At 68.0% G+C, this 26,603-nt stretch carries 25 protein-coding genes; 11 read left to right on the top strand and 14 right to left on the bottom strand.

Annotated features, from left to right (window positions below):
- Positions 1-25 precede the first annotated feature (25 nt).
- The 5 genes from ABZX37_RS26165 to ABZX37_RS26145 all read left to right on the top strand — a co-directional run bounded on the left by ABZX37_RS26165 (position 26) and on the right by ABZX37_RS26145 (position 6,630).
- A complete protein-coding gene (locus ABZX37_RS26165; RefSeq protein ID WP_354743745.1) occupies positions 26-910 on the top strand; it encodes an ABC transporter ATP-binding protein in 885 nt (294 codons plus the stop codon).
- Positions 911-932: 22 nt separating this feature from the next.
- Positions 933-1,652, top strand: a complete 720-nt coding sequence (locus ABZX37_RS26160; RefSeq protein ID WP_354743743.1) for an ABC transporter permease — start codon at positions 933-935, stop codon at positions 1,650-1,652.
- Between the two features lie 192 nt (positions 1,653-1,844).
- Entirely contained in the window at positions 1,845-3,365 is a 1,521-nt protein-coding gene (locus ABZX37_RS26155; protein WP_354743741.1) for an alpha/beta hydrolase, read from the top strand.
- A 157-nt stretch (positions 3,366-3,522) separates the two neighbouring features.
- Positions 3,523-5,046 (top strand): alpha/beta hydrolase, encoded by a 1,524-nt coding sequence (locus ABZX37_RS26150; RefSeq protein ID WP_354743739.1) that lies wholly within the window; start codon positions 3,523-3,525, stop codon positions 5,044-5,046.
- 147 nt (positions 5,047-5,193) lie between these two features.
- Complete coding sequence (locus ABZX37_RS26145) at positions 5,194-6,630, top strand: alpha/beta hydrolase (protein WP_354743816.1); 1,437 nt, start codon at positions 5,194-5,196, stop codon at positions 6,628-6,630.
- A gap of 41 nt (positions 6,631-6,671) precedes the next feature.
- On the opposite strand, the gene ABZX37_RS26140 is transcribed toward ABZX37_RS26145, so the two are convergent.
- From ABZX37_RS26140 to ABZX37_RS26110, 7 genes are all read right to left on the bottom strand, one after another.
- Positions 6,672-8,387, bottom strand: coding sequence for a S8 family serine peptidase (locus ABZX37_RS26140; protein ID WP_354743737.1), 1,716 nt, complete (start codon positions 8,385-8,387; stop codon positions 6,672-6,674).
- An 83-nt stretch (positions 8,388-8,470) separates the two neighbouring features.
- Entirely contained in the window at positions 8,471-9,469 is a 999-nt protein-coding gene (locus ABZX37_RS26135; protein ID WP_344280166.1) for a dipeptide ABC transporter ATP-binding protein, read from the bottom strand.
- The gene (locus ABZX37_RS26130) at positions 9,462-10,487 is read right to left on the bottom strand and encodes an ABC transporter ATP-binding protein (RefSeq protein WP_354743735.1); all 1,026 of its coding nucleotides are present in this window, start codon (positions 10,485-10,487) and stop codon (positions 9,462-9,464) included. Before ABZX37_RS26130 ends, ABZX37_RS26135 begins: the two co-directional genes overlap by 8 nt.
- 5 nt (positions 10,488-10,492) lie before the next feature.
- Positions 10,493-11,449: an ABC transporter permease gene (locus tag ABZX37_RS26125; RefSeq protein ID WP_354743733.1), complete on the bottom strand. Its 957-nt coding sequence runs from the start codon at positions 11,447-11,449 to the stop codon at positions 10,493-10,495.
- The gene (locus ABZX37_RS26120; protein WP_354743731.1) at positions 11,442-12,368 is read right to left on the bottom strand and encodes an ABC transporter permease; all 927 of its coding nucleotides are present in this window, start codon (positions 12,366-12,368) and stop codon (positions 11,442-11,444) included. Before ABZX37_RS26120 ends, ABZX37_RS26125 begins: the two co-directional genes overlap by 8 nt.
- 104 nt (positions 12,369-12,472) lie before the next feature.
- A complete protein-coding gene (locus ABZX37_RS26115; protein ID WP_354743729.1) occupies positions 12,473-14,101 on the bottom strand; it encodes an ABC transporter substrate-binding protein in 1,629 nt (542 codons plus the stop codon).
- 205 nt (positions 14,102-14,306) lie between these two features.
- Positions 14,307-15,260 carry a Ppx/GppA phosphatase family protein gene (locus ABZX37_RS26110; RefSeq protein WP_354743727.1) on the bottom strand — a complete coding sequence of 318 codons (954 nt, stop codon included), beginning with the start codon at positions 15,258-15,260 and terminating at the stop codon, positions 14,307-14,309.
- A 179-nt stretch (positions 15,261-15,439) separates the two neighbouring features.
- Here ABZX37_RS26110 and ABZX37_RS26105 point away from each other — a divergent pair, with 179 nt between their 5' ends.
- Positions 15,440-16,180 carry an oxidoreductase gene (locus ABZX37_RS26105; RefSeq protein WP_354743725.1) on the top strand — a complete coding sequence of 247 codons (741 nt, stop codon included), beginning with the start codon at positions 15,440-15,442 and terminating at the stop codon, positions 16,178-16,180.
- Positions 16,177-16,911 carry an SDR family oxidoreductase gene (locus ABZX37_RS26100; RefSeq protein WP_354743723.1) on the top strand — a complete coding sequence of 245 codons (735 nt, stop codon included), beginning with the start codon at positions 16,177-16,179 and terminating at the stop codon, positions 16,909-16,911. The genes ABZX37_RS26105 and ABZX37_RS26100 overlap by 4 nt, the downstream gene beginning before the upstream one ends.
- Before the next feature lie 4 nt (positions 16,912-16,915).
- Here ABZX37_RS26100 and ABZX37_RS26095 read toward each other — a convergent pair whose 3' ends face one another.
- Positions 16,916-17,809, bottom strand: a complete 894-nt coding sequence (locus tag ABZX37_RS26095) for a LysR family transcriptional regulator (protein WP_354743721.1) — start codon at positions 17,807-17,809, stop codon at positions 16,916-16,918.
- Between the two features lie 76 nt (positions 17,810-17,885).
- Entirely contained in the window at positions 17,886-18,830 is a 945-nt protein-coding gene (locus ABZX37_RS26090) for a lytic murein transglycosylase (RefSeq protein WP_354743719.1), read from the bottom strand.
- A gap of 12 nt (positions 18,831-18,842) precedes the next feature.
- Between ABZX37_RS26090 and ABZX37_RS26085 the strand changes: the two genes are divergently transcribed.
- Entirely contained in the window at positions 18,843-19,757 is a 915-nt protein-coding gene (locus ABZX37_RS26085) for a hypothetical protein (RefSeq protein WP_354743717.1), read from the top strand.
- An 82-nt stretch (positions 19,758-19,839) separates the two neighbouring features.
- On the opposite strand, the gene ABZX37_RS26080 is transcribed toward ABZX37_RS26085, so the two are convergent.
- From ABZX37_RS26080 to ABZX37_RS26065, 4 genes are all read right to left on the bottom strand, one after another.
- Positions 19,840-20,361: a DUF501 domain-containing protein gene (locus tag ABZX37_RS26080; protein ID WP_344281221.1), complete on the bottom strand. Its 522-nt coding sequence runs from the start codon at positions 20,359-20,361 to the stop codon at positions 19,840-19,842.
- Positions 20,362-20,637: 276 nt separating this feature from the next.
- Positions 20,638-21,003, bottom strand: coding sequence for a septum formation initiator family protein (locus ABZX37_RS26075; RefSeq protein ID WP_078870811.1), 366 nt, complete (start codon positions 21,001-21,003; stop codon positions 20,638-20,640).
- A gap of 196 nt (positions 21,004-21,199) precedes the next feature.
- Entirely contained in the window at positions 21,200-22,486 is a 1,287-nt protein-coding gene (gene eno, locus ABZX37_RS26070; protein WP_354743715.1) for a phosphopyruvate hydratase, read from the bottom strand.
- A 115-nt stretch (positions 22,487-22,601) separates the two neighbouring features.
- Positions 22,602-23,093 (bottom strand): VOC family protein, encoded by a 492-nt coding sequence (locus tag ABZX37_RS26065; RefSeq protein ID WP_354743713.1) that lies wholly within the window; start codon positions 23,091-23,093, stop codon positions 22,602-22,604.
- 70 nt (positions 23,094-23,163) lie between these two features.
- Here ABZX37_RS26065 and ABZX37_RS26060 point away from each other — a divergent pair, with 70 nt between their 5' ends.
- Positions 23,164-23,568 carry a tetratricopeptide repeat protein gene (locus tag ABZX37_RS26060; protein ID WP_101437659.1) on the top strand — a complete coding sequence of 135 codons (405 nt, stop codon included), beginning with the start codon at positions 23,164-23,166 and terminating at the stop codon, positions 23,566-23,568.
- A 206-nt stretch (positions 23,569-23,774) separates the two neighbouring features.
- On the top strand, positions 23,775-23,957 hold the full coding sequence (locus ABZX37_RS26055; protein WP_354743711.1) for a hypothetical protein: 183 nt from the start codon (positions 23,775-23,777) through the stop codon (positions 23,955-23,957).
- 716 nt (positions 23,958-24,673) lie between these two features.
- Here ABZX37_RS26055 and ABZX37_RS26050 read toward each other — a convergent pair.
- A complete protein-coding gene (locus ABZX37_RS26050) occupies positions 24,674-25,483 on the bottom strand; it encodes a murein transglycosylase (protein WP_354743709.1) in 810 nt (269 codons plus the stop codon).
- A gap of 268 nt (positions 25,484-25,751) precedes the next feature.
- Between ABZX37_RS26050 and efeU the strand changes: the two genes are divergently transcribed.
- Positions 25,752-26,603, top strand: a complete 852-nt coding sequence (gene efeU / locus ABZX37_RS26045; RefSeq protein WP_354743707.1) for an iron uptake transporter permease EfeU — start codon at positions 25,752-25,754, stop codon at positions 26,601-26,603.

Below are 26,603 nucleotides of genomic sequence, written 5' to 3'. Positions count from 1 at the left end.
AGGGAGAACCGGCTGGAATCGGAGCATGTCCACGACCCCAGTCATCGACGTCGACCACCTGAACCTCACCTACGGCGATTTCCAGGCCGTGCGCGACCTGTCGTTCCAGGTCGGCCGCGGCGAACTGTACGCGCTGCTCGGCACGAACGGCGCGGGGAAGACCTCGACGCTGGAGACCGTCGAGGGACACCGGCCGCCCAGCTCAGGCACCGTGCGGGTGTTCGGGAAGGACCCGCGCGACCGCGCCGCCGTCCGGCCGCGGATGGGGATCATGCTGCAGGAAAGCGGCTTCTCGCCGGACCTGACCGTGCGCGAGTCGATCCGGCTGATCGGCAGCCTGACCCAGCGCGACGACAACGTCGAACGGCTGCTCGGCATCACCGACCTCACCCGCAAAGCCACGACACGGGTCTCGCAGCTCTCCGGCGGTGAAAAGCGCCGGCTGGACTTCGCGACCGCCGTCTACGGCACGCCGGATCTGGTCTTCCTCGACGAGCCGACCACCGGTCTCGACATCCAGTCGCGCGACGCGCTGTGGACCGCCGTGGACCGGCTCCGTGAGGACGGCACCACCATCGTCCTCACGACGCATTACCTCGAGGAAGCACAGCAGCGCGCCGACCGCATCGGCCTGATGCACCAGGGCACGCTCAACCGCGAAGGCACTGTCGCCGAACTGACCCGGACGCTGCCCGCGACCATCCGCTTCGGACTTCCGCCGCAGGCGCCGTTGCCGCCGCTGCAAGCGACCCGCGAGGAGGACGGCCGGTTCCTCATCGAGACCTTCGGGCTGCAGAAAGACCTGCACACCCTCCTCGGCTGGGCACAGGACAGTGCGGTGGAACTGGCCGAATTGGAGGCTGGCCCGACCCGCCTCGACGACGTCTTCCGCGCTATCGGCAACGCGTAACCCATTCCGGAAAGGATTTACCATGTTCTCCATCGCCCGCGGCGAACTGATCCAGCTCTTCCGAAATCGCCTAGTACTGGTCACCTCGCTAATCCTGCCTGTCGCGTTCAGCGCTTTCTTCATCTCCCGGCACGAAACCTTCGAGAAACTCGGCAGCCTCGGCTATATCGCGGCACTGACGCTTTCCTTCATCACCGCGATCGGCCTCTACACCACCACCGTCACCACTCTCGCCGCCCGGCGGCAGAACCTGTTCCTCAAGCGATTGCGTTCCACCGCGGCGAGCGACTCCGGCATTCTCGTCGGCCTCCTCCTGCCGATCACGGTGATCACCACGATCCAGGTCGTCGTCATCCTCGCCGTGCTCGGCGCGGTCACCGGCCTGCCGAAGAACCCCCTGCTGCTGGTGGTCGCGGTCTTCGCGACGGTCGCCATGATGCTCGCCCTCGGCCTGGCCACCGCCGGTCTCACCAACTCCCCGGAGCACGCCCAGGTCACCACGCTGCCGATCACCCTCGCCGTCCTCGCGGTGGCGAGTTGGATCGGAATCACCGGAACGGAACAGCTTTCCCTCCTGAAACGACTTCTCCCCGGCGGGGCGGCCACCGAACTCGTGTTGAATTCCTGGAATGGCGGAGCTTCGGTCACCGACTCACTCGTCCTGCTCGGCCCGATCGCGGCGTGGCTGATTCTCAGCGTCACCCTGGCGACCCGACTATTCCGCTGGGAACCGCGCCGCTGAAACCCCTTCCGGCACCGAGGAGATCGGAGTAACCTCGGCGGCGCTCTCGATCGTCGACGTGTCCGCGGCGACGCGGCCGGAAGTCGGCCCCGACCGGCGACCGAACCGCGGCGGCCGCGAACACAGCTTGATTTCGTGCACTTTCCCGTCAGTTTCCTGAGTTCGATTGATCTCGGCAAAGGATGGAAGACAGTGCGAAAACAACTATTCGTCGTACTGGCGGCCGCCGCGTTGACGGTGACCGCTGTTCCGGCGTACGCGGCTCCCCCGAAGTCCACGGTGAACTGGGGAGCGTGCCCGGCCGACGTCGCCGCGCCAGCGCAACTGCAGTGCGCGTCGCTCGACGTGCCGCTGGACTACCGGCAGCCGGACGGCAAGAAGATCAGCATCGAGATCTCGCGGCTGCAGAGCATCGATCCGGCCGCCCGGCGCGGAGTGCTGCTGTTCAACCCCGGCGGCCCCGGCGGTCTCGGCCTGACGTTCCCGCTGGACCTGGTCCGGGCAGGCATCCCGACAAGCGTGCTCGCCCGTTACGACCTGATCGGCTTCGACCCCCGCGGAGTCGACCACAGCAGTCCGGTGAACTGCAACCTGACCGCCGAACAGCTGACGGTCGCGCCGAAGTACGCGCACAACGAGGCTGACGTCGTCGAAGCCTCCGCATTCGCCAAGGGGATCGCGCAACAGTGCGCGGCCTCGGAATCCGCGTCCGTGCTGCCGTATCTGACGACCGCGAACACCGCGCGGGACATGGACCAGATCCGGGCCGCCCTCGGCGAGTCGAAGATCTCCTACGTCGGCTACTCGTACGGCACCTACCTCGGCGGGGCGTACGCGACGCTGTTCCCGGACCAGACCGACCGCGTGGTGCTCGACAGCGTTCTCGGGCCGGGCGGTTACGACATCACCGCGGCACGGCGATTCGCCGAAGGCATGCAGGACCGCTTCCCGGACTTCGCGAAGTGGGCGGCTGCCCGCCATTCCGTCTACGGGCTCGGCGCCACGCCGACCGCGGTAGCCGCGACCTACACGAAGCTCGCGGACAAGCTCGACGAGACCCCTGTGTCGGAAATCGACGGTTCGTACTTCCGGCTGGCGACGCACAGCCTGATCTACCAGAACCAGTCGTTCCCGAGGCTGGCGCAGGCGTGGCAGGCCCTCCTCGCGAACCAGGTCCCGTCGGGCGCGGTCCCGCCGGCCCCGACGCCCGTCGAGCAGAGCCAGGTCGGAACGATGGTTTCGATTCTGTGCGGGGACAACGCGTGGCCGCGGACGATTTCGACCTATCAGGACAACGTCGTGCAGGACCGGGCGGCATACCCGCTGATCGGCGGCGCGACGGCGAACGTCTGGCCGTGCGCGCACTGGCCGAAGCAGCCGATCGAAACGCCGGTCCAGCTCAGCGACCAGGGACCGTCGAACCTGCTGCTGGTCCAGAACACCCGTGACCCGGCGACCCCGCTGTCCGGCGCGCTGGAAACCCGCGCGCAGTTCGGCGACCGGGCCCGGATGGTCACCGTGGACCAGGGCGGCCACGGAGCGGCGCTCCCGTTCCTGAACAGCTGCGGTTTCAGCTCTGTCACCGATTTCCTGGTGAACGGAACTCGCCCGGACGCCGACAAGTACTGCGGCGCCGAAGCGAACGCACGCGGGCTCAGCCCGCAGCAGCAGCAAGCGGCCGACAAGATTCTCGACCGGATGACGCGACACTGAACGGACGATGGGTGGGACGATGATCGGCGGTGGGGCGGGCTTTCCCGCCCCACCGTCGTATGTCCGCGCGGAACCCCGAGTCTCGGCGATCAGCTTCGCGCCCGCTTCCCTCCGATTTCCCGAGTCCGATCGATCTCGACACAAAGGAAGGAAAAAAGTGCGAAAACCATTGCTCCTCGTACTCGCCGCCGTCGCATTGACCGCGACGGCGGTTCCGGCGTCCGCCGCATCCGCTCAAACCACGGTGAACTGGGGCGCGTGCCCGGCCGATGTCGCTTCCCCGGCGCTGCAGTGCGCGTCGCTCGAAGTGCCGCTGGACTACCAGAAGCCGGACGGCAAGAAGATCAGCGTCGAAATCTCCCGCCTGCCCAGCACCGATCCAGCGAAAAGACGCGGGGTGCTGCTGTTCAACCCGGGCGGCCCCGGCGGGCCTGGCCTCGCCTTCCCGCTGACCTGGGCGAATCTCGGGGCTCCGGCGAGCCTGCTCGCCGAGTACGACCTGATCGGCTTCGATCCGCGCGGGGTCGACCACAGCACTCCGGTGAGCTGCGATCTGAAGCCAGAACAGCTTGTACTCGCCCCGAAATACGCACACAACCGCGAAGAAGTCGTACAGGCTTCGGAAGCCGCGAAGCAGATCGCGCGCCAGTGCGCCGCTTCGGCGTCGGCACCGATCCTGCCGTACATCACGACCGCGAATACCGCGCGGGACATGGATCAGATCCGGGCCGCGCTCGGCGAGTCCAAGATCTCCTACTTCGGCTTGTCCTACGGCACCTATCTCGGCGGGGTCTACGCCTCGCTGTTCCCGGACCGGACCGACCGCGTCGTGCTCGACAGCGTCGTCGGACCGGGAGGTGTCGACGTCTCCACGGCACGGCGCTTCGGCGAGGGAATGCAAGACCGCTTCCCCGACTTCGCGAAATGGGCGGCTGCCCGCAGTTCGATCTACGGCCTCGGTGCCACGCCCGCCGAAGTCACCGCGACCTTCTACCAGCTCGCGGACAAGCTCGACCAGCACCCGATCGGCGGCCTCGACGGCTCGCTCTTCCGGTTGGGAACACACAGCCTGACCTACCAGACGTTGTCCTTTCCCCGACTGGCGCAGACGTGGCAAGCCTTGCTCAACAACCAGGCTTTCCCGGCCGGCTCGCTGCAGCTGCCCGCCACGGCTTCGGAGCAGAGCCAGCGCTCCACCATGATCTCGGTGCTGTGCGGGGACACCGCGTGGCCCCGGACTATTTCGACCTACCAGCGCAACGTCGCGCAGGACCGCGCCGCTTATCCGATGATCGGCGGCTCGGCGGCGAACGTCTGGCCGTGCGCGCACTGGGCCAAGCAGCCGCTCGAACCACCGGTGTCGTTCAGCGACCAGGGGCCGTCGAACCTGTTGCTGGTCCAGAACATGCGCGACCCGGCGACCCCGCTCTCCGGCGCGCTCGAGACCCGCGCGGCGTTCGGCGACCGGGCGCGAATGGTCACTGTGGACCAGGGCGGGCACGGCGTCGGCCTCCCGTATCTGAACAGCTGTGGCTTCGCTGCTGTCACCGACTACCTCGTGCACGGAACCCGGCCCGAAATCGACAAATTCTGTGGCGCCGAAGCGAACGCCGCGCGATCGCTTACCCCGCAGCAACAACAGGCCGCCGACAAGATCGCGGATCAGCTGCGACGGTACTGAATCGGCGATGACCGGCGGTGGGGCGGGCTTCCCGCCCCACCGCCGTTTGTCCGCGAGGAAAGGAAACCCGTGCGAAAACAATTGCTCGTCGTGCTCACCGCCGCGGCATTGACGGCCACGGCGGTTCCAGCGTCCGCCGAACCCACGGTGAACTGGGGCAAGTGTCCGGCCGACATCACGTCTCCGTTGCTGCAGTGCGCTTCCATCGAAGTGCCGCTGGACTACCGGAATCCGGACGGCAAGAAGATCAGCGTCGAAATCTCCCGGCTGTCCAGCGGCATTCCGGCGAAACGGCGCGGGGTGCTGCTGTTCAACCCAGGCGGCCCCGGTGGCACTGGCCTGACCTTCCCGCTGGAGATGTTCCAGCTCGGCCTACCGGCGAGCCTCCTCGCCGAATACGACCTGATCGGGTTCGACCCGCGAGGAGTCGTCCACAGCAGCCCGGTGAGCTGCGACCTGAAACCGGAACAGCTCCTCACCATCGTGCCGAGCTACGCGCACAATCCTGCCGAAGTCACCGCGGCCGCGGTACCCGCTAAACAGATTTCTCGGCAATGCGCGACTTCGACGTCCGCGTCAACCTTGCCCTACATCACCACCGCGAACACCGCGCGGGACATGGACCAGATCCGGGCCGCGCTCGGCGAGTCCAAGATCTCCTATTTCGGCTTGTCGTACGGCACTTACCTCGGCGGGGTCTACGCCTCGCTGTTCCCGGACCGGACCGACCGCGTAGTGCTCGACAGCGTTCTCGGGCCGGACGGGTACGACATCACCGCGTCCCGTCGTTTCGCCGAAGGAATGCAGGACCGTTTCCCCGACTTCGCCAAGTGGGCCGCCGTACGCGATTCGAGCTATGGCCTCGGTGCCACTCCCGCCGAAGTCACCGCGAATTTCTTCAAGCTCGCGGACAAACTCGACCAGCATCCCACTGGGGGATTCGACGGTTCGCTCTTCCGATCCGCAACGCACAGCCTGATCTACCAGACCTCGGCTTTCCCCCGGTTGGCGCAGCTGTGGCAGGCCTTCCGCACTGACCAGGCGCCCCCGGACGATTCGCTGCCGAGCACGACCGGTCCGCTCCAGAGCCAGGTGACCACGATGCTCTCGGTCGTGTGCGGGGATCACGCGTGGCCCCGGCAGATTTCGACCTACCAGCGCAACGTCGCGCACGACCGGGTCGCGTACCCGATGCTGGGCGGCGCGACAGCGAACGTCTGGCCGTGTGCGGCCTGGCCGTATCAGCCGAGCGAACCGGCAGTGCGGTTCAGCGACCAGGGACCGTCGAACCTGCTGCTGGTCCAGAACCTGCGCGACCCGGCGACTCCGCTGTCCGGCGCGCAGGACACCCGCGAAGCATTCGGCAACCGGGCGCGAATGGTCACTGTGGACCAAGGCGGCCACGGTGTCGCGCTCCCGTACTTGAACAGCTGCGGTTTCAACGCCGCCGTCGACTATCTCGTGCACGGCACGCGACCGGAAACCGACAAATTCTGCGGTGCGGAAACGAACGCCACTCGATCGCTTACCCCGCAACAACAACAGGCGGCCGACAAGATCATGGACCGGCTGCGGCAGTACTGAAACCGGCGGTGGGGCGGAACACCCGCCCCACCGCCGTTCGTTCAGCGCAGGAACGCCGAACCCCGCGTCACCGCGGAATAAGCGTCCACCGAACCATGTCCGTAGAACCCGTTGAACGACGCGTCACCCAAGCACGTAGCCGTGAACGAAGCGTCCCGGCCCTCCTTGAGGTAGTCGACGGTGCGCGGAACCGGGCACGCGATCGGTGCCGCCGTGCCTTCCAGCACTCGCTGCACCGCGTCCGGATCCATCGAGACCGAATGCCCGGTCTTCTTGCCGTACTGGGAAATGATCAGCGCCGCGACACCAGTCGCGTGCGGCGCGGCCATCGAAGTCCCCTGCAGCCATTGGTAATAGCCGACCCGGCCGTCGGGGGCAGTCGCCTTCTGCACACCGAGTGCGACCCCAGCCGGTGTCACATTGCCCGCCGCGTCGATGTTTCCGGCCGCGACACCCACATTGCGCGGGTACGTAGACAGGATTTCGTTCTCAACCGTCCGGTACCAAGGCGTGCCGTAACCGTCGCGGAAGTAGCCGCCAGGCGCGGAAACGGAGATCTGCTCAGTGCCGTAGTTCGAGTAGTCCGCCTTCGCCTGCGTCGGGCCGAACGAGCCGACGCCGATCGTGTGCGGGCCTTCGACCGGCAGCGAGAAGCACGAAGCATTGTCGATCTTGCGCGGATGCGGCCCGTTCGCCGGGTAGTCCGGGCTCGTGACGTCATCGTGCGGCGCGGCCAGCTCGTCGTGCTGGTTGCCGAGCGCGACCACCATCGTCACGCCCTTGCGGTGCGCGTAGTTCAACGCCCGCGTGGTCGCTTCGATGATCGTGCGCTGTTCCGCTTGTTCCGCGGCGGAATCCGCCGGGTTCGAGCGGCAGTTGTACAGCCACGGGTCGACGTAGAAGCTCATGTTGACGACGTCGATTCCCGCGTCGCCGGAATAGGTCAGCGCGTCGACGGTCGGCTGCAGGAAGAAGAACCCGGCGTCCTGTCCGGCGCGGATGTTCACCAGCGTCACGTTCGGCGCCACCCCGGACACGCCGAATCCGTTGGCAGCCGCGGCGATCGTGCCCGCGACGTGCGTGCCGTGGCCGTTGTCGTCGTGGTCCACCGGGTCGACGCAACCGCGGAACTCGCACGGCCCGTCGACCACGGTGCCGTTGACGTCCGCGACGATGTCCTTGGTGAAGTTGCGCGAATCGGCTTTGTCGAAGTTCGGCGCGATGTCCGGGTGACTGCCGTCGACACCGGTGTCGATGATCCCGACCTTCACCCGCTTGTCGCCCGCCTGCTTGGTGCGCGCGAGGTCGGAGCGGGTCGATTTGAGGCCCCAGAGCTGGTCGTCCAGCGGATCGGTGCCGACCGCCTTGTTCGCCGCGGCCTTGCGCGAAACACTGCCGCGGCCTTCCTTCTCGACCGCGTCCGGCTTCTCCTTCTTGCCCGCCTTCGGCGCGCTGCCGATCGCTTTCGCCTTGGCCGCGCCGAATACCGCGCGATTGGCCGAAACCCGCTCAGTGAAGCCAGTAGCGGGCGCGGTGGCGGTGATGAGCCCGACGGCGGTATTGGTCGCGACGATCGTGCCGCCGACGTCGCGCACGGCCTGCTGTGCGGCGGCGACGCTCTGTCCGTCCCGCGCCAGGACGCTGAATTCCGTCAGCGGTCCGGCCGGTTGGGCCGACGCCGCCGGAAGGGCGACGACGGACACCGCACCGAACAATGGCACCGCTAGTGCCACAGCGAGCAATCTTGGTCTTTTCACGAGTCCTCCTCACGAAAACCGACAATGCAACGTACATAGCGGACACTGCGTGCGGCAATCGGCAAACCGGAGGAATCGCCTTGCTACGGAACCACCGACTTCACTTCGGCGAAGTGACAAGCCGACAGATGCCCGTCCGTCCGGGGTTCCAGCTTCGGGGCCTCGGTCGCGCAAATGTCCGCGGCCTTCCAGCACCGCGTGCGGAAACGGCAGCCGGACGGCGGATCGATCGGACTCGGCACGTCGCCTTCCAACCGGATCACCTGCCGCTGCCCGCGCACCGCCGGGTCCGCGACCGGCACCGCCGACAGCAGCGCCTGGGTGTAGGGATGGGACGGTCGCTCGTAAATCTCGTCCTCGGTCCCGATTTCGACGATCTTGCCCAGGTACATCACCGCGACCCGGGTGGACAGATGCCGCACCACCGAAAGGTCGTGCGCGATGAACACATAGGACAGTCCGAACTCGCCCTGCAGTTCCCCGAGCAGGTTCATCACCTGCGCCTGGATCGAAACGTCCAAAGCGGACACCGGCTCGTCGCAGATGATCACCTTGGGCCGCAACGCCAGCGCCCGCGCGATCCCGATGCGCTGGCGCTGCCCGCCGGAGAACTGGTGCGGATACCGGTTCACGTGCTCGGGGTTGAGCCCGACCACCTCCAGCAGTTCCTGCACCTTCTTCGCCCGCGAACCCTTCGGCGCGACGTCGGTGTGGATCTCGAACGGCTCGCCGACGATGTCGCCGACGGTCATCCGCGGATTCAGCGACGTGTACGGGTCCTGCAGCACGATCTGGATCTCCCGGCGCATCCGCCGCAGTTCCGCGCCGCGCAGCTTGAACAGATCGCGGCCCTCGAACGTCGCCGCCCCGCTGGTCGGCTCCTCCAGGCGCATCAGCACCTGGGCGAGCGTCGACTTGCCGCAGCCGGATTCGCCGACCACACCGAGCGTTTCGCCGGGCTGCAGGTCGAAGGACACGCCGTCGACGGCCTTCACGTGTGCGATGGTCCGCTTGAACAGCACGCCGTCGCGCACCGGGAAGTGCTTGACCAGGTCGCGGACGCTGAGAATCGGCTCACCCACGGCTCTCCACCACCTCTTCGGCGAAGTGACACGCACTGACCCGGCCGAACCCGAGCGTGTGCGAGGACGGCCGCTCGTCGCGGCACCGCCCCTCGGCCCGCTTGCAGCGCGGATGGAACGGGCATCCGGCCGGGATGTCGAGCAGGCTCGGCGGCAGGCCCTTGATCGTCTCCAGGGTCTGTCCTTTGAGGTCCAGCCGGGGCAGCGAATCCATCAGCGCGGCGGTGTAGGGATGCCCGGGCGAGCTGAACAATTCCCGCACGTCGGCCTGTTCCACGATCCGCCCGGCGTACATCACCGCGATCCGGTCCGCGACCTCCGCGACCACGCCGAGGTCGTGCGTGATGAGGACGAGCCCCATCCGCCGTTCCCGCTGGATGTCCGCGAGCAGGTCCATGATCTGCGCCTGCACGGTCACGTCCAGCGCGGTCGTCGGCTCGTCCGCGATGAGCAGATCCGGGTCGAGGGCAAGCGACATCGCGATCATCGCGCGCTGCCGCATCCCGCCGGAGAACTGGTGCGGGTAATCCTTCACCCGCCGTTCCGCCGCCGGAATGCGCACCAGGTCGAGCAGTTCGACCGCCCGCTTGCGCGCGTCCTTTTTGGACATGCCCAGCCGGACCCGCAGCTGTTCCTCGATCTGGAACCCGACGGTGAACACCGGGTTCAGCGCCGAAAGCGCGTCCTGGAAGATCATCGCGATCTCCGCACCGCGCACCTGCCGCCGCCGGTCTTCCGGCGCGGTGAGCAGGTCCTCGCCGCGATAACGGATCGACCCGCCGGTGATCACGCCCGGCGGAGTGTCGAGAATTCCCATGATGGTCTGCGCCGTGACGCTCTTGCCGGAACCTGATTCGCCAAGCACGGCAAGGGTTTCCCCGGCATGCACCGAATAGCCGACGCCGTTGAGCACGTTGGCCACGCCGTCGGAAGTGCGGAACTCCACGTGCAGGTCTTCGACCTCGAGCAGCAGCTCGTTCTCGGCGGCCGGACCAGGCGCATTGGACACTGTGGACATCGCGGCTACCTCGACTTCGGGTCGAGCGCGTCGCGGATACCGTCGCCGAGCATCACGAACGCGAGCACGGTGACGGTGACGAACGCACCGGGGAACAGGAGCATGTGCGGGACCGCGCGGAAATAGTCGCGGGCGTCGCTGATCATGACGCCCCACGACACCACCGGCGGCCGCACCCCGATGCCGAGGTACGCCAGCGTCGCCTCGGCTCCGATGGCCGCGCCGAGCGCGATCGTGGCGTACACGAGCACCGGCGCGAGCGTGTTCGGCAGCAGGTGCCGGAACACGATCCGCGGCGTGCTGGCCCCGAGCGCGCGGGCCGCCTTGACGTAGTCCAGCTGTTTGGCCACCAGCGTCGCGGACCGCATGATGCGCATCGCCACCGGCCAGGTCAGCACCGCGATCGAGCACACCACCTGCACGATGATGGTGACCTGCCCCGGATTCGTGCCCGGCGCGTTGAACGTGGTGAGGATGACGATCGCGCCGAGCACGAACGGAAGCCCGGCGAAAACGTCGCCGAGCCGGGACAGCAGGCTGTCGATGAGGCGGCCGTAGTAGCCCGCGACGATGCCGATCAACGATCCGAAAAGGACAGTCAGCAGCGTCGCGAAAACACCAACCAGCAGCGAAGCCCGTGCCCCGTAGATGGTCCGCGCGTAAACGTCGTAACCCTGGTTGTCGTAGCCGAACCAGGCGTCCGCGGACGGGCCTTCGTTGGCGTGCGTCAAATCGCTGTAACCGGCGTCGCGGTGCGAGAACAGTCCCGGGGCGATCGCGATCAGCACGATCAGCAGGATGATCAGCGCGGAGATCACGAACGTCGGCTTGCGGCGCAGCTGCCGCCACGCGTCACCCCAGAGACTGCGCGGCTTCTTCGGACCGACGTCGGCCGAGCTGTCCACATGCGACAGCTGCGCCGCGTCGACTCCTCCGCCGCCGACGAGATTCGGGTCAGTCATAACGGATCCTCGGGTCGAGAACGGCGTAGAGCAGGTCCACAATCAAGCTCATCAGCAGATACACCAGCACCAGCAGCACGACGACGCCGACGACGGTCGCGCTTTCCCGGTTCTGGAGGCCGCGGAAGATCAGCCCGCCGAGACCGTTGATGTTGAACACGCCCTCGGTCACGATCGCACCGCCCATGAGCGAACCGAGGTCGGTGCCGAGGAAGGTCAGCACCGGGATCACCGAGTTGCGCAGCAAATGGATGCCGATGACGCGGCTGTTGGGCTGTCCCTTGGCGATGGCGGTGCGGATGTAGTCGGCGTGCCGGTTCTCCGCGATCGACGTTCTCGTCAACCGTGCGACATAGGCCATCGAAAGGCTGCCGAGCGCGATACCCGGCACGATCAGCTCGCCGAAGCTCGGATCGTCCGAGACGCTGGCGTCGATGATGCCCAGGTTCACGCCGAGCACGATCTGCAGCACGATCGCGGTGACGAACACCGGCAGCGAGATCAGGAACGTGGTCGAGACCAGCACCAGGTTGTCGAGGAAACCCTTGCCGCGCAAGCCGGTCAGCACGCCGGCGGTGAGGCCGATGATGGCTTCGATGAGCACCGCGACGAGCGCGAGGCGCAGCGTGATCGGGTAGGAGGTGGAGATCAGTTCGCCGACCGAGGAGCCGTTGAACGTCTCGCCCCAGTCGCCGCTGAACAGGCTCCCGAGGTATTTGAAGTACTGGACGATCAGATTGTCGTTCAGGTGGAACTTCTCGGTCATCAGGTCGATGTAGGCCTGCGGGCAGGCTTGCTGACCGCATTTGCCGGAGAACGGGTCCCCCGGCACGGCCCACACCAGTGCGTAGATCAGGAACGTGGTGCCGAAGAACACCGGGATCAACTGGAGCAGTCGGCGCAAGACGTAACGAATCATGCGTGGTTCCTAGGAGTGCGCGCCGGGCCCGCGAGTGCCCGCGCCTGCTTGTGGCCGGCGCGGACACTCACGAGCCGCGTGGTGGGAACGGACGAGTCAGCGCATCACTTCTTGAGGACCTCGACCGAGGAGTAGTCCGCGCGGCGGCGGAAGTCGAGGACCACGGTCTTGGTGTGCTTCGACTTGGCCGCGACGCCCTTCTCGTCCCACACCGGGATCGAGGGCAGGTCCTTCGCGACCAGGTCCTCGGCCTGCTGGTACAGCTTGACCGCGGCGTCCTTGTCCGCCGTCGAGTCTGCCTGCTTCAGCAGGGCGTCGACCTGCGGGTTGGAGTAGGTCGAGTCGTTCGACGAGGCCCCGGTCCGGTAGAGCGGGTTGAGGAAGTCCTCAATGGACGGATAGTCCGCCGACCAGTCGGAACGGCCCATGCCGGTCAGCTTGTGCCCGGTCACGATGCTGCGCCACTGGCCGAAGTCGGTCGCCGGAACGAAGTCGCATTCGACGCCGAGGGTGTTCTTGATGCTGTTGCACGCGGCCACCAGCGGCTCCTTGCGGCCGCCGTCGGCGTTCGAGGCGATGGTGAGCTTGCCCTTGAACCCGGACTTCGCGAACAGTTCCTTCGCCTTCGCCGGGTCGAACTTGCAGTACTCGCCGCATACGCCCGGCCGGTAACCCGGAATGCCCTGCGAGACGTAGCCGTCGGCCGGGACGTAGGTGTCGTGCATGACCGTCTTGGTGATCTGCGTGCGGTCGATCGCCATCGAAATGGCCCGGCGCAGGTCGAGGTTGTTGTAGCCCTGCACGTAGTACGGCACCGCGATCGTGCTGATCCCCAGCAGGTGCCCGGTGACCAGGTTGTCCTTGAGGTCGGTCTTGTACTTGTCCGCGGTGAGCGCGGACGGCGGCAGTGTCTCGATGAAGTCGAGTTTGTTGCTCAGCAGGTCCTGGTACGCGGTTTCCTGGCTGGCGTAGATCTTGTCGTCGAGGTCCTTGAACTTGACCTTGTCCGAGCCCTGGTAGTCGTCGAACCGAGTCAGCTTGATCTCGACGTTCGGCGTGCGGCTGACGAACTTCATCGGGCCGTTGCCGATCGGGTGCTTCGCGAAGGCCGCGGGGTCCTTGAAGAAGGAGTCCGGCAGCGGCGCGAACGCGGTGTAGCCGATCTTGGTGGTGAAAACGGAGAACGGCGCTTCCAGGGTCACCTGGAACTCGTAGTCGCCCTTCACGACCAGGCCGGACATCTTGTCCGTGGTCGGCTTCGCCGTCTTGTCGGCGGGGTGGACGTCGGAGTAGCCCTGGATGTTCTCGAAGAACGTGCTGTTGATCTGGCCGTTCGCGGAGTTGGCCCCGTAGTTCCAGGCGTCGACGAAGTTCTTCGCCTTGACCTCGGTGCCGTCGTGGAACTTCCAGCCGTGCTTGATCTTGATGTCGAAGACCTTGGAATCGGTCGTGGTGATCGACTCCGCCATCAAGTTGTACGGCTCGCCGTTTTCGCCCTTGTACGCGACGAGTCCGGAGAACATCGGGTCGACGGCCTTGGAACCGCCGAGTTCGTTGGTGTTCGTCGGGATCAGTGTGTTCTGCGGTTCCGTGCCGTAGACCGTGAAGGTCCCGTTCGGATCCGCCTCCCCCGACGACCCGCTGCTGGATCCGCCGCCCCCACAGGCAGTCAGGAGCAGTGACAAGGTTGTCACGACTGCGGCCGCGCTCCAGAGCCTGGATGAACCCCGCATGTCCCCTCCGTTTCTAGCGTCCGAATAGCGAGATGGAGGCTAGCGTGATCGGCCCTTCGTAACCGGATCACCGGGTTGCACATGAATAACAACGACGACCGTCACCCAGTCAGCCCACAACGAAGTGAGGTAGATGACGTTCGGTCATTTTGGTACGGGTTCGGACGCGGGGTGCGCGCGTGGTCACCGGGGCATCGCGGAGCGTTCAGGCGAGCGACAAAGCGATGCCGTCCAGGATGTCGTGCTCGCTGACGACCAACTGGTCCGGACCACCGCGCGCGGCGAGTTCCTCGGCGAGCACCTGCACGACGACCGCGCCGCCGCCGATCACGTCGACCCGGCCGGGGTGGATCACCGGGTTCGCGGCGCGGGTCTCGCGGTCGGCCGCGAGGAGCTCCTGCGCGACCCGGTCGATCTCGCCGTGGGTCAGCTTCGACAGGTGGATGCGCTCGGAGTCGTACTCGGGCAGCGCCAGCGAAACCGCTGACAACGTGGTCACGGTGCCGGCCACGCCGATCCAGGTGCGAGCCTTCGCGACGTCCACGACGTCGAACGCCTCGGCGAGGATGCCGCGGGCCAGTTCGCGGGCGGCGGCTACCTCGTCAGCGGTCGGCGGGTCGCCCTTCAGCGCGCGTTCGGTGATCCGGACGCAGCCGATGTCGACGGATTTCGCGGCGATCACCTCGGCCTCGCGGCCGTTCCAGGTGCCGAGGACGAGTTCGGTGGAGCCGCCGCCGACGTCGACGACCACGAACGGCCCGTCCTCGGGGTCCTGCTCGCCGACCGCGCCGGTGAAGGACAGCCGGGCTTCCTCGTCGCCGCTGATCACCTCGGCCTCGACGCCGAGCGTCTCGCGGGTCATCGCGAAGAACTCGTCGCGGTTGCTCGCGTCGCGCGTCGCCGAGGTGGCGACCATGCGCACCTTCTCGACGCCCTTGCGCCGCGCGGCGACGGTGTAGTCCGCGAGCGCCGCGCGGGTGCGCTCGAGCGCTTCCGGCGCGAGCCGGCCAGTGGCGTCGACGCCCTGGCCGAGCCGCACGATGCGCATCTCGCGGTGCAGGTCGCGCAGGTCGACCGTGCCGTCGTGGCGCGGCGTCAACTCGGCGACGAGCAGACGGATGGAGTTGGTCCCACAGTCGATCGCAGCTACCCGAGGCATGCTTGCGACTTTACTTGGTCTCCGGCGCTTCGCAGGCGAGGCGGGCATAGGCGGGCCCTATGCCCCCTCACCGACATTTGGTCTTTGCCTTTCCCTCTTTTCCGGCCGTACGGTTGACGTGTTCGCCGCATTTCATTTCGCGGCGGTTTTCTTCTTCTTTTATCGAGAGGTTCATTGGCATGCCCGATTACGGGATAGCGGGAAAGCGCGCAGTGGTCACCGGCGGTTCCCGCGGAATCGGCGCGGCGATCGTGACGCAATTGCTGGCCGCGGGCGCGACGGTGCTCACCACCGCCCGGTCGACCGGTCCGGCGCCGGAAGGCGCGTCCTTCGTCCAGGCCGACGTCCGCACGCGGGCCGGCGCCCAGACGATCGCCTCCGCCGCGCAGGAGGTCCTCGGCGGCGTCGACCTGCTGGTCCACAACGCGGGCGGCGCGCGCCCGCACCCCAGCGCCCTGGAGATCCCCGACGACGAATGGCAGGACGCGCTGTCGGTCAACCTCCTGGCTGCGGTCCGCCTGGACGCGCTGCTGGCCCCCGGCATGCGGGAGCGCCGATCGGGCTCGATCGTGCACATCTCCACCGCCGCGATCCGCCCGCCGTTCCCGCCCTTCCTGCACTACGTCGCCGCGAAGACGGCGCTCGAGGCGTACAGCCAAGGCCTGGCCGCCGAACTGGCGCCCGCCGGCGTCCGCGTCAACACCGTGTCCCCCGGCCGGACCGCCACCCCCGGCGGCGTGGCGACGCGGGAGCAGTGGGCGAGCCTGTCGTCCGGCAGTCTTGACCTCCCCGGCGTCCCGCTGGGCCGGGACGGCGACCCCGACGACATCGCCAACGCCGTGCTCTTCCTGTTGTCCGACCAAGCGAACTGGCTGACCGGAAGCGGTCTGGCCGTCGACGGAGGCGAATACCCGCGATGAATGCTTACCAGGACAAAACTGTCGTCGTCACCGGCGGCAGCACCGGAATGGGTTTCGCCACCGCGAAACTATTCGCCGACGGCGGCGCTCGAGTAATCATCACCGGCCGCTCGCAATCTCGCCTCGACGCGGCGCTAGCCCAACTCGGTGACCGCGCGACCGCCGTTCGCGGCGATGTGGCGTCGCTCTCCGACCTGGACGTACTGGCAGCCCAGGTCCCCGGCCCGGTCGACGCCCTGTTCGCCAACGCCGGGATCGCGCGGACGGCACCGTTCGAGTCGGTCACCGAGGAGCAGTTCGACGAGCAGTTCGCGGTGAACGTCAAGGGCGCGTACTTCACCGTGCAGAAGCTCGCACCCCTGCTGCGCTCCGGCGCGGGCGTCGTCCTGACCACCTCGACAGCGAACGTCATGGGCCTTGCCGAAACCAGCGTCTACTCCGCGGGCAAAGCCGCCCTGCGATCGATGGCCCGCACCCTCGCCGCCGAGCTGCTCCCGCGCGGCATCCGGGTGAACGCGATCAGCCCCGGCCCGATCGACACCGAGATCCTGGAAGCCGGAATGCCGGCCGAGGAGGCCGCACAGTTCAAGGCCGCCCGAGCCGCGGCCAACCCGATGAAACGGCTGGGCACCCCTGGGGAAATCGCCCGTGCCGTCGCCTTCCTGGCCTTCGACGCCACCTTCACCACCGGCATCGAACTGGTCGTAGACGGAGGCGACACGCAACTCTGACGCTTCAGGCGGCCGGAGCCTCGGACTGGTACCAGGCTTCCTGCCGCAGGAACTCGAGCAACGCCATCTCCGCGGGCCCAGCCCCGGGCCGCACCGCCGCGACGACGGGCTGGGCCACGACCGGAAACACCGGCCGCACGAGGTGCTCATGCCCCTCCGGCACCGCCGACGCCGGAACGAGCGTCACGCCCAGCCCGTGCGCGGCCCACCGCACCGCCGTCGAAGTCTGCGACACCCGCGCGACCGCCGTCGGCTCCAGCCCGTTGTCGCGCAACACTTCTGTCAGATGACCGTCGAGCGCACTGTCCGGATCGAACCGGATCCACTGCTCTTCTTCCAGCTCCCGCAACGCAATCCGGTCCTTCTTGAGCAACCGATGCCCGACCCCCAGGACGACCACGAACTCCTCGTCACCAAGGTGATGTCCCTCGTACAACCCCTCATCGCAGGCCGACCCGAGCAACGCGAGATCCAGCACCCCACGCCGCGCCAGCTGCTCCAGCTCCGCCGGATTCGGCTCCTCGAAAACGGTCACCGCCAACCGCGGAAACCGCCTTCGCAACGCAGCCAACGCGCCCGGCAACTGCCGAGTCCCCAACCCCATCTGCGCCGCGACGAGCAACTCGCCGGCCAGCTCGTCCGCGCCCGCTCGCGCCGTCGCCTGCGCCCGCCGCGCCGCCCTTACCGCGACTTCAGCGTCCTTGAGAAACGCCCGCCCCACGACGGTCGGCACCAGCCCCGTGGGCGTGCGGGAGAAGAGCTGCACGCCGAGCTCCCGCTCAAGCCCGCGGATCTGCTGCGACACGGACGGCTGAGCGACGTGAAGCAGCTCGGCCGCGGCAGTCACCGACCCCGCCTCGGCGACCGCCAAGGCGTACTCGAACTGACGAAGACTCATCGGCTCCCCTGCTTTGTAATGATGTAAGCGAGGCTACCGGAGGAGATCTCGTCGCCGGCTTCGCCGGTTTCGCTGGTCAGCCAGCCGACGCCCTGCTGCTCGCCTGAGTGCTGCTCGACGAGGTGCAGGTCTCCGTCGGCGTCGTAGTGGTCGTCGTCGTAGGCGTGGTGGATCCGCACGTCGAACTGGTCGACGTTTCAGTCGGACTGCCCGACGGACTCCCGGACGAACTGCCCGGCAGCGTCGTCCCCGTAGGCGTCACCGACGGAGCCCCAGTAGAGACCGGCGGTAACGACGACTCGGTAGTTCTCGGCCGATCCCCCGGATTCGCTGGCGGCGCGGCACTGGACGCCGTCGGCGCAGGCGCCCCGACCGGAACCGGACTGTCCGGCACCTGCGCGACGCCCTTCCGGTAAGCCTCCGCCCAGAGAATGACCGTGGTGACGTACGCGTCGGAGTTGTTGTAGCGGTAAATCGCGGTCCTCAACTGATCCGGATTGGCCAGATCAAGCCCACCAGAGCAGAGGTATCGCGCCGCCGCGAGCGAGGCGTCGAAGAGATTGCTGGGGTCAGCCTTGCCATCACCGTTGCCGTCAGCCGCGTAGATCCGCCAGGTCGCCGGAATGAACTGGAACGGCCCAACCGCACGATCCCAAACCGGGTCGTGGTCGAGCACGCCGTGATCAGTGTCCGGAATCGCCGCGTAGGGCCCAGTCCCGTTGAGCTGAGGCCCGAGGATCGGCTCAAGCGTCGTCCCCGCAGCGTCGACATACCCGCCCCGCGCGTGATCCGACTCGATCCGCCCGATGCTCGCGATGAGCGCCCAGTCGATATGACATCCCGGCTGCTCTTTCCCCAAGACCTCCGCCGCGTGCCGATACGCGGCCAGCGCAGTAGCCGGAATCCCGAGCGGCCCGTCCGGAAGGTCATACGCAGGCAGGGGAATCGGTGCCGGCGCATCAGGCAACCGCCCGTCGACCGCGACGCCGCGAATCCCCGGGTCATACCCCTGATCAGGCATAACGTCCGCCGTATGCACCACCGGCATCCGCCCGACCCACCCGACGACCACCCCCGCACCGACGACCGCCGGAAGCACCCCAAGAACCCCGGCGAGCACCGCGACAACCGTCCGATGCCGCGAAGCCACCCGCCGAGCCCGATAACGCCCCCGCCGAGCCCGAACCCGCACCCACCGAGACCTATCCAGCGGCGGCCCGACCAACACGGCGGTTCTCTTCTTGGTTCCAGCCGATCCAGAGGCGGTTTCGCCGTCTTCGCCCGCTACTTCAGCCCCCGCCACCGTCTCATCGACGCGGCCTCCACCGACTGTCGCGCTGACGGTTTCTCCATCAGCGCCACCCTCACCGATCCCGTCGCCGCCAGCTGCATCGCCGCCAGCAGCGGTCCCGCTGTCAGCCACAGCGACAACCGCGCGATCGCCGATCCCACCGCCAGCAACAGTCCCCTCGACGGCCCCGTCGCCGATCGCATCGGCAACCCCGCCGTCAGCACTGGTCTCGTCACCCGCACTGGTCTCGCCACCCGCAGCGATCCCGTCACCGACGGCATCGGCCCCAAACTCACCGACCGCCTCGTGGCCCGCGCCGGACTCCCCGACCGCCCCACGCTCAGCGCCGAACTCACCGCCCGCCGCATCGCCCGCGCCGGACTCCCCGACCGCCCCACGCTCAGCGCCGAACTCACCGCCCGCCGCATCGCCCGCGCCGGACTCCCCGACCGCCGCGTCGCCAGCTACTTCATCGCCAGCACCCAACTCACCACCGGTGCCCCGCTCACCCGCAGCGTCCACCACCGGCTCGACCCGGCCGTCCGCACCAGGAGACGATTCAGCACGCACCGACCGCCGAGATCTGCGTGGCACCCGCACTTTCCGCCCCTCCCCGGCGCGCCCGGCGGTGCGCCCAGGCTCGCCTGCTCGGTGTGAAGCTCCGGTGCGCGCCGCGAAGCATTCCCACCCAGGCGGGCACCGGCCTCTGCTGTGCCTATCCGCGCCCGAGACCGGAGCGTTACCCGGCGCAGTCGCCGGTCGGCCAGCCCTGTTCGCGGACCCAGGCGAGGGTCTCGTCGCCGAACGGGTTCACTCCCGGGCCGGCCGCGAGCGTGTGCGCGAGGTGGACGTGCAGGCATTTCACCCGTCCGGGCATCCCGCCCGCGGTCACCTGGGTCCCGAGCGACTCGATGGCATCCCGCTCGGCGAGGTACGTCTCGTGCGTGCGCTGGTAAGTCGCCGCGAGTTCGGGATCGGTGGTGAGCCGTTCGGTCATCTCCTTCATCACGCCGGACGCCTCCAGCGTGCCCACCATCGACGACAGCCGCGGGCAGGTCAGGTAATACAACGTCGGGAACGGCGTCCCGTTCTCCAACCGCGGACTGGTCTGGACCACCGACGGATGCCCGCTGGGGCACCGGGCGGCCACCGCCCGCAACGCCCGCGGCGGCCGTCCGAGCTGCTGCGCGATGACCTCCCGGTCGGCATCGGTGACGGGCTCGAATCGGGGTGTCTCCGTGCTGCTGTTCACGCTCTCCAGGCTAATGCCGCCGTCCGTCCGACCCCTCGCGACCTCCGCCGAAACGGCCGAGTTGTCCACAACCCGCACACCGTGTGGACAACTCGCCTCAGCCGCCTCCGGGGCCCTTGCGATGTGGTTAACGTGGACGGCAGCCGAAGCTTCGCCACGAAATCAAGGCACCGGAACAAAGTCAGCCCACGCGAACGGAACCCCAGCCCAGCCGCGAGAGAACTATCAGCGCCACAACACGCAAGGAGCATGCCTAACGACCGAAAAGCCAACCGGCCGGGAACCTCAACCCCCGGAAACCTGCGCCCACAGGTTCTCGTACCAAGGCGCCTGCGGAGCAGGCTGCTGCCCAGGCTGAGCAGCCGTCGGCGAACCGGGCTGGTCCTCAGGCAGCTGGACCATCCACGGGGTCTCGCCAGGCTTCACGTACCGGAGCCGGCGGCGGGCTTCCGCCTCGATCTGGGCCGGGTCGCTCAGCTGGGCCTTGCGGTCGCGCAACTGGGCGACCTCGTGCTGGAGCTGGGCGAGCTGGGCTTCCTGGTCGCGGACCTCGGACCGCTGGGAAAGGTAGGTGCGCAACGGGACCGCGACGGTGAACGCCAGCGCGCACACCACGATCGCCACCACGGCGGCGCGCCGGGTGGTCGACATGCCGAGCACCTTGGCCGCACCGGAGGCGCGCTTCGCCGCGAGGCCGCGGCGAAGCCGGGCCCTGGTCGTCTCCGTCGTGCCCGCGCCGGTGCGGCGCCGGGCCGATGCGGGACGGCGGGCCCTGCTGGACCCGCTTCCCGCCGTGGCCCGGCCGCCGCGGCGGCCGCGCGCCCTCCCCCGGTCGGCCATGTGCCCCTCAGGCCTCCGCGCTGAACCGCGGGAAGGCGAGGTCGCCGGCGTAGCGCGCGGCGTCCGCGAGGGTTTCCTCGATGCGCAGGAGCTGGTTGTACTTCGCGATCCGCTCGCCGCGCGCCGGGGCTCCGGTCTTGATCTGGCCGACGCCGGTGGCGACCGCGAGGTCGGCGATGAAGGTGTCCTCGGTCTCGCCGGACCGGTGGCTCATCATCGACTTGTAGCCGTACGACGTGGCCAGCGACACCGCGTCCAGCGTCTCCGACAGGGTGCCGATCTGGTTGACCTTCACCAGCAGCGCGTTCGCCGCGCGGCGGGTGATGCCCTCCTCGAGCCGGTCCGGATTGGTGACGAACAGGTCGTCGCCGACGAGCTGGACCTTGTCGCCGATCTCGGAGGTCAGCTGGACCCAGCCGTCCCAGTCGTCCTCGCTCAGCGGGTCCTCGATGGAGACCAGCGGGTAGTCGCGCAGCAGTTCGCCGTAGTACGCGGACATCTGCTCCGCGCTGCGCTTCGAGCCCTCGAAGGTGTAGGCGCCGTCGGAGTAGAACTCGGTCGCGGCGACGTCCAGCGCGAGCGCGACGTCGCGGCCCGGCGCGTAGCCCACCTTCTCGATCGCGGCGAGGATCAGGTCGAGCGCCTCGCGGTTGTTGGCGAGGCTCGGCGCGAAACCGCCCTCGTCGCCGAGGCCGGTGGACAGGCCGCGGCCCTTCAGCACGGACTTCAGCGCGTGGTACACCTCGGTGCCCCAGCGCAGCGCCTCCCGGAACGACTCCGCGCCGATCGGCGCGATCATGAATTCCTGGATGTCGACGTCGGTGTCGGCGTGCGCGCCGCCGTTGAGGATGTTCAGCATCGGCACCGGCAGCACGTGCGCGTTCGGCCCGCCCAGGTAGCGGAACAGCTCGAGCTCGGCCGATTCCGCGGCGGCCTTCGCGACGGCAAGCGAAACGCCGAGAATGGCGTTCGCGCCCAGCCGCGACTTCGCCGGCGTGCCGTCGAGGTCCACCAGCTTCTGGTCGACGATCCGCTGGTCGACCGCTTCGACGCCGACCAGGTCCGGCCCGATCTCGTCGAGCACCGCGGCGACCGCGCGCTCCACGCCCTTGCCGTTGTAGCGGCCGGTGTCCCCGTCGCGCAGCTCGACCGCTTCGTGCTCGCCGGTCGACGCCCCGGACGGGACCGCCGCCCTGGCCAGGGTGCCGTCGTCGAGCGCCACCTCCACCTCGACGGTCGGGTTCCCGCGCGAATCGAGAATCTCGCGCGCGCCTACCTGCTCGATGAGAGCCACGCTCTGCTCCTTGGTGGGTCGTGCCTGCGGTGACGCCGCCCAGAGTAACCGCCCAGCGGGTTCACCCGTTGGAGGCCAGGCCGGTGCGGGGCCGTTCCGCTGCGTGTTCTCCAGCTCAGCCGGGCACTTCGCCGGTCTCGTCGGCGGCCTGGTCCTCCGGCCGGACTTCGCGCCACCCCGACGGCAGCTCGACCTGATCGGTCACCTGCTGCCAGAACGTCCAGCTGTTGCCGCCGGGATCGGCCACGGTGAAGATCCGCGCGCCGTAAGGCTGGTCCTGGGGCGGCTCCGGCGCGGCGTCCTCGCCGAGCGCCGCGGACACGCGCTCGTGCTGCGCGTCGACGTCGGTCACGTACACGACGTTCAACTGCCCGACCGGCCCTTCGACCCCCTTGGCCTCCCAGTATTCGGGACCGACCCCGGCCAGCTGCAGCCGCGCGCCGCCCGCGCGGAGCGTGGCCTGGAAGACCTCGCCCGCCCCGTCCTCGAAGCGGACTTCCTCGGTGAAGCCGAACACCCTGGTCAGCCAGGCGAGCGCGGCGGTCGCATCGCTGTAGTAGAGGTACGGCGCCAGTCCCACGTAGTCGGGTTCCTGATCGCTGCTCATGGCGGAACAGTCCACCACGACTCGTCTGACGGTCGTGCAACGCCCTCCTCGCCGGTATCGTGAGGCGACCATGACGGACGCCGCAGCAGCCCCCGAACCCGACGGCGAATCGCGCTTCCGCAGGTTCCGCAACGCCGAGCATCTGGTCGCACGGCGGCGCCCGCTCGACGCGCTCAAAGAGCTCGAACCGCTGCTCGCCGACGAGCAGGACAAGCCGAGCGTGCAACTGCTCGCCGGGCGCGCGTACTTCCACTCCGCCCAGCTGCGCCGCGCCGAACGCGCGTTCACCCGCGTACTGGAGCTCGACCCCACCGACCATTACGCCCGGTTCGTGCTCGGCCGCACCCTCCAGCGCCTCGGCCGTTTGGCCGAGGCGCTGGCGCAATTGCGGATGGCGTCGGCGATGAACCCGGTGCCGGAGTATCTCGAGGCGATCAGCGAGGTCAGGGCAAGGATCACGCTGAGCGACCACTGAGCCCGCATGTCCCGAATGTGCACGCGCGGAGGCACTCCCGTGCAACCGCCGGATCCAGCACGGCTCCGGCGCGTCTTCTGAAGTGAACAGGGCAGCGGGGAAGCCTGGCCATCCGGCGACGGGGCTCGGCCGGTCGGCCGATCCGGGCAGACCGGGCGAAGCGCGATCCTTGGTGTCATCACAGAGAGCGATTAGAGGAGGCCGACATGACCGCGCTGACCGTGATCGGAGCGACCGCCGGGCTGATCGTGCTGGTGCTGATGGCGCTGGCCCCGACGCTCGTCGAACTCAACGAACGCCACCCGGTCCAGCCGCGCAAGCAGCCGGTGCGCGCCGAGAGCCTGACCCAGAAGCCGGTGCGAGTGAGCGCCGCGCTGACGACCCACTAACTGCTGGCGGCTGAACGACACCCGGGCGGGATCGGGGCGCAGCCGACCGCCGAACGGATCAAGTCCGGCCATCCCAGCTGATCAGGCTGAGTGCGACGGCAGTTGCCCACCGGCCGGAAGCAGACCGGGCAACCGAGTCGGCGGCTGGCCGAACCGGATCGTTCGCCACGCTGAACAGCCGCGAGCCGAACCGGCTCAAGTCACCGCTCGCGACCAGTCGCGAACCACGCCACGCGCCACCGCACCAGTGAGTCAGTGGGCCAGTGGGCGCACAGTGCGCCGCGCGGAGCCGAATCGGCCTAAGCTGCCGCACCGGCCATTGCGCCGCGCACCGCCACACCGGCGAGCCGCTGAGCGGACCGCGACGCGACATCGCTGACAGCCCACCACCAAAAGCCAAGTACAGCAGCAAAAACCGGCCCCGGCCGAACATCGAGCCAGGCCGCCGTCGCTAGCCAACCAGCTGCGGCAGCCCCTCCAACCAGCTCAGGAAGTCCCAGCCAACCAGGTCAGGCCACCCCGGCCAACCAAGTCAGGAAGTCCCGGCCAACCAGGTCAGGCCAACCAGGTCAGGCCACCCCGGCTAACCAAATCAGGAAGTCCCGGCCAACCAATTCGGGCCACCCCAGCCAACCAAGTCAGGAAGATCCGGCCAACCAGGTCAGGCCTTCCCGCCGACCAGCAGCTGCCCAACCCGGCCGACCCAGCCGATCCGCTCAGGGAGCCACACTCTCCGCCGCATAGGAATCGGCTGCGGTGAAAACGTCCTGCACGTAGTTCACCGCCGGGTTGTAGAACAGCATCGCTTTCCACCAGCCCTCCGGAGCGCCCAGGTCGTCGTCGCCCGAGCAGAGGTAGCGGGCGGCGGTGAAAGCCGCGTCGTCGAGGTTGCGGGGGTCGGCGGATTTGCCGTCGCCGTTCGCGCGTTGGGCGTGTTTGTGCCAGGCGGCGGGCATGATCCGCAGCGGGCCGACACGGTGGTCTGCGGTGCGGTCGCCGTCGAGTTTTCCTCCGTCGGTGTCCGGGCCTTCCGCTCGGTCGGGGTTGACCGCCATGGTGCCGTCGGGGCCGGGTTTTTCCGTTCCGAAGGCCAAATTTCCGATCGCGGCGAGCGTCGCCCACGACAGGTGGCACGACGGTTTTTGCCGCTGCATCCACATTTCCGCGCGTCCGTACGCGGCGAGCACTCGCGCGTCCAGTCGCGTCTTGTCGGCGACTCGGGTCGCCCACGCGTCCAGTTCCGCTTGGTCGGACACCAGCGGGCGGTCCGGCGGCGCGGCCAGGCCGACCCGCGGGGCTTCGGTGCCGGGTTGCGGGCGCGGTTCCGGCTTCGGCGAAACCGGCGGCGGACCGGCCGCGGCGGCCGGGGCGGTCGGGGCGGGCGGGTTCGGATTCTGGATTCCGATGGTCACCACCAGCACGACCCCGGTCAGCACCAGACCCAGCGCGAACGCGATGCGGCTCGGGTAGCGGCGCGGCGGGCCCGTCGGAGACGGGGCGATCGTCGGCTGAGTGGTATCGGCCACCCGGACAGGTTACTGATGAACCCGGCTGAGGGACGCTGGACTGGGCGAATGGCAAGCGGATGGTTAACTCGACGTCTGATCCACCCAGGTCACACAATTCGTTACGTGACCTCTCGGCGACGCTCTGACCTGCGGTTACCCTAACCTAACCTCCGCCAGAACGTCTTTTTGCCCGTTTTGCCGGACCCGTTCAGCGAAACTCCCTCTGGACTTACAGGCAAGCCTTACCTAAAAACATCAGGTCGGGTAGTCGAAGGAGGGCTGAACAGTGGTGTTTTCGAGCGCGCTCATCGGGCTGCGCGAAGGCCTCGAAGCCGCGCTTGTGGTGAGCATCCTGGTCGCCTTCCTGGTCAAAACGCAGCGACGGCAGGCGCTGCGGTTCGTGTGGCCCGGGGTCGGCGCGGCTGTGCTGCTGTCGGTCGGCGTCGGCGCGATCCTCACCTACAGCACGGCGCAGCTGAGTTTCGAGCATCAGGAATTGCTCGGCGGCACGCTCTCCATTGTCGCGGTCGTCTTCGTCACCGCGATGATCTTCTGGATGCGCAAGGCTTCCCGGCACATCGCGGCCGAACTGCGCGGCAAGATGGAGGACGCGCTCAAGGTCGGTCCGGCGGCGGTGTTGCTGCTGTCGTTCCTCGCGGTCGGCCGCGAAGGGCTCGAAACCGCCGTCTTCTTCTACTCGGCCGTGCAGACCGCGCAGTCCGACACCCTGCAGCCGCTGATCGGGTTCGTGATCGGGATCGCCGCCGCGATCGTGCTCGCTTACCTGCTCTACCGCGGCGCGGTGCGGTTCAACCTGGCGAAGTTCTTCACGATCACTGGTGTGCTGCTGGTGTTCGTCGCCGCCGGTGTCCTCGGCTACGGCCTGCACGACCTGCAGGAAGCCGGGTTCATTCCCGGCCTGACCACGCTCGCCTTCGACGCGTCGAGCACGCTGCCGGAAACCTCCTGGTACGGCGCGCTGCTCAAGGGAATCTTCAACTATTCGCAGCAAACCACTGTGCTGCAAGCGATCGCGTGGGTCGTCTACGTGGCGATCGTGCTGCCGCTGTTCCTCAAGCCCGCCCGCAAGAACAAGACCGAAGCGGCGCCCGCCGCCCCGGCCGCCGCCAAGGAGTGA

This window comes from Amycolatopsis sp. NPDC004079, from assembly GCF_040610415.1.
Lineage (GTDB): Bacteria > Actinomycetota > Actinomycetes > Mycobacteriales > Pseudonocardiaceae > Amycolatopsis > Amycolatopsis halotolerans.
Note: the sequence above shows the minus strand (reverse complement) of the source record. Positions and strands in the feature narration are given on the sequence as shown.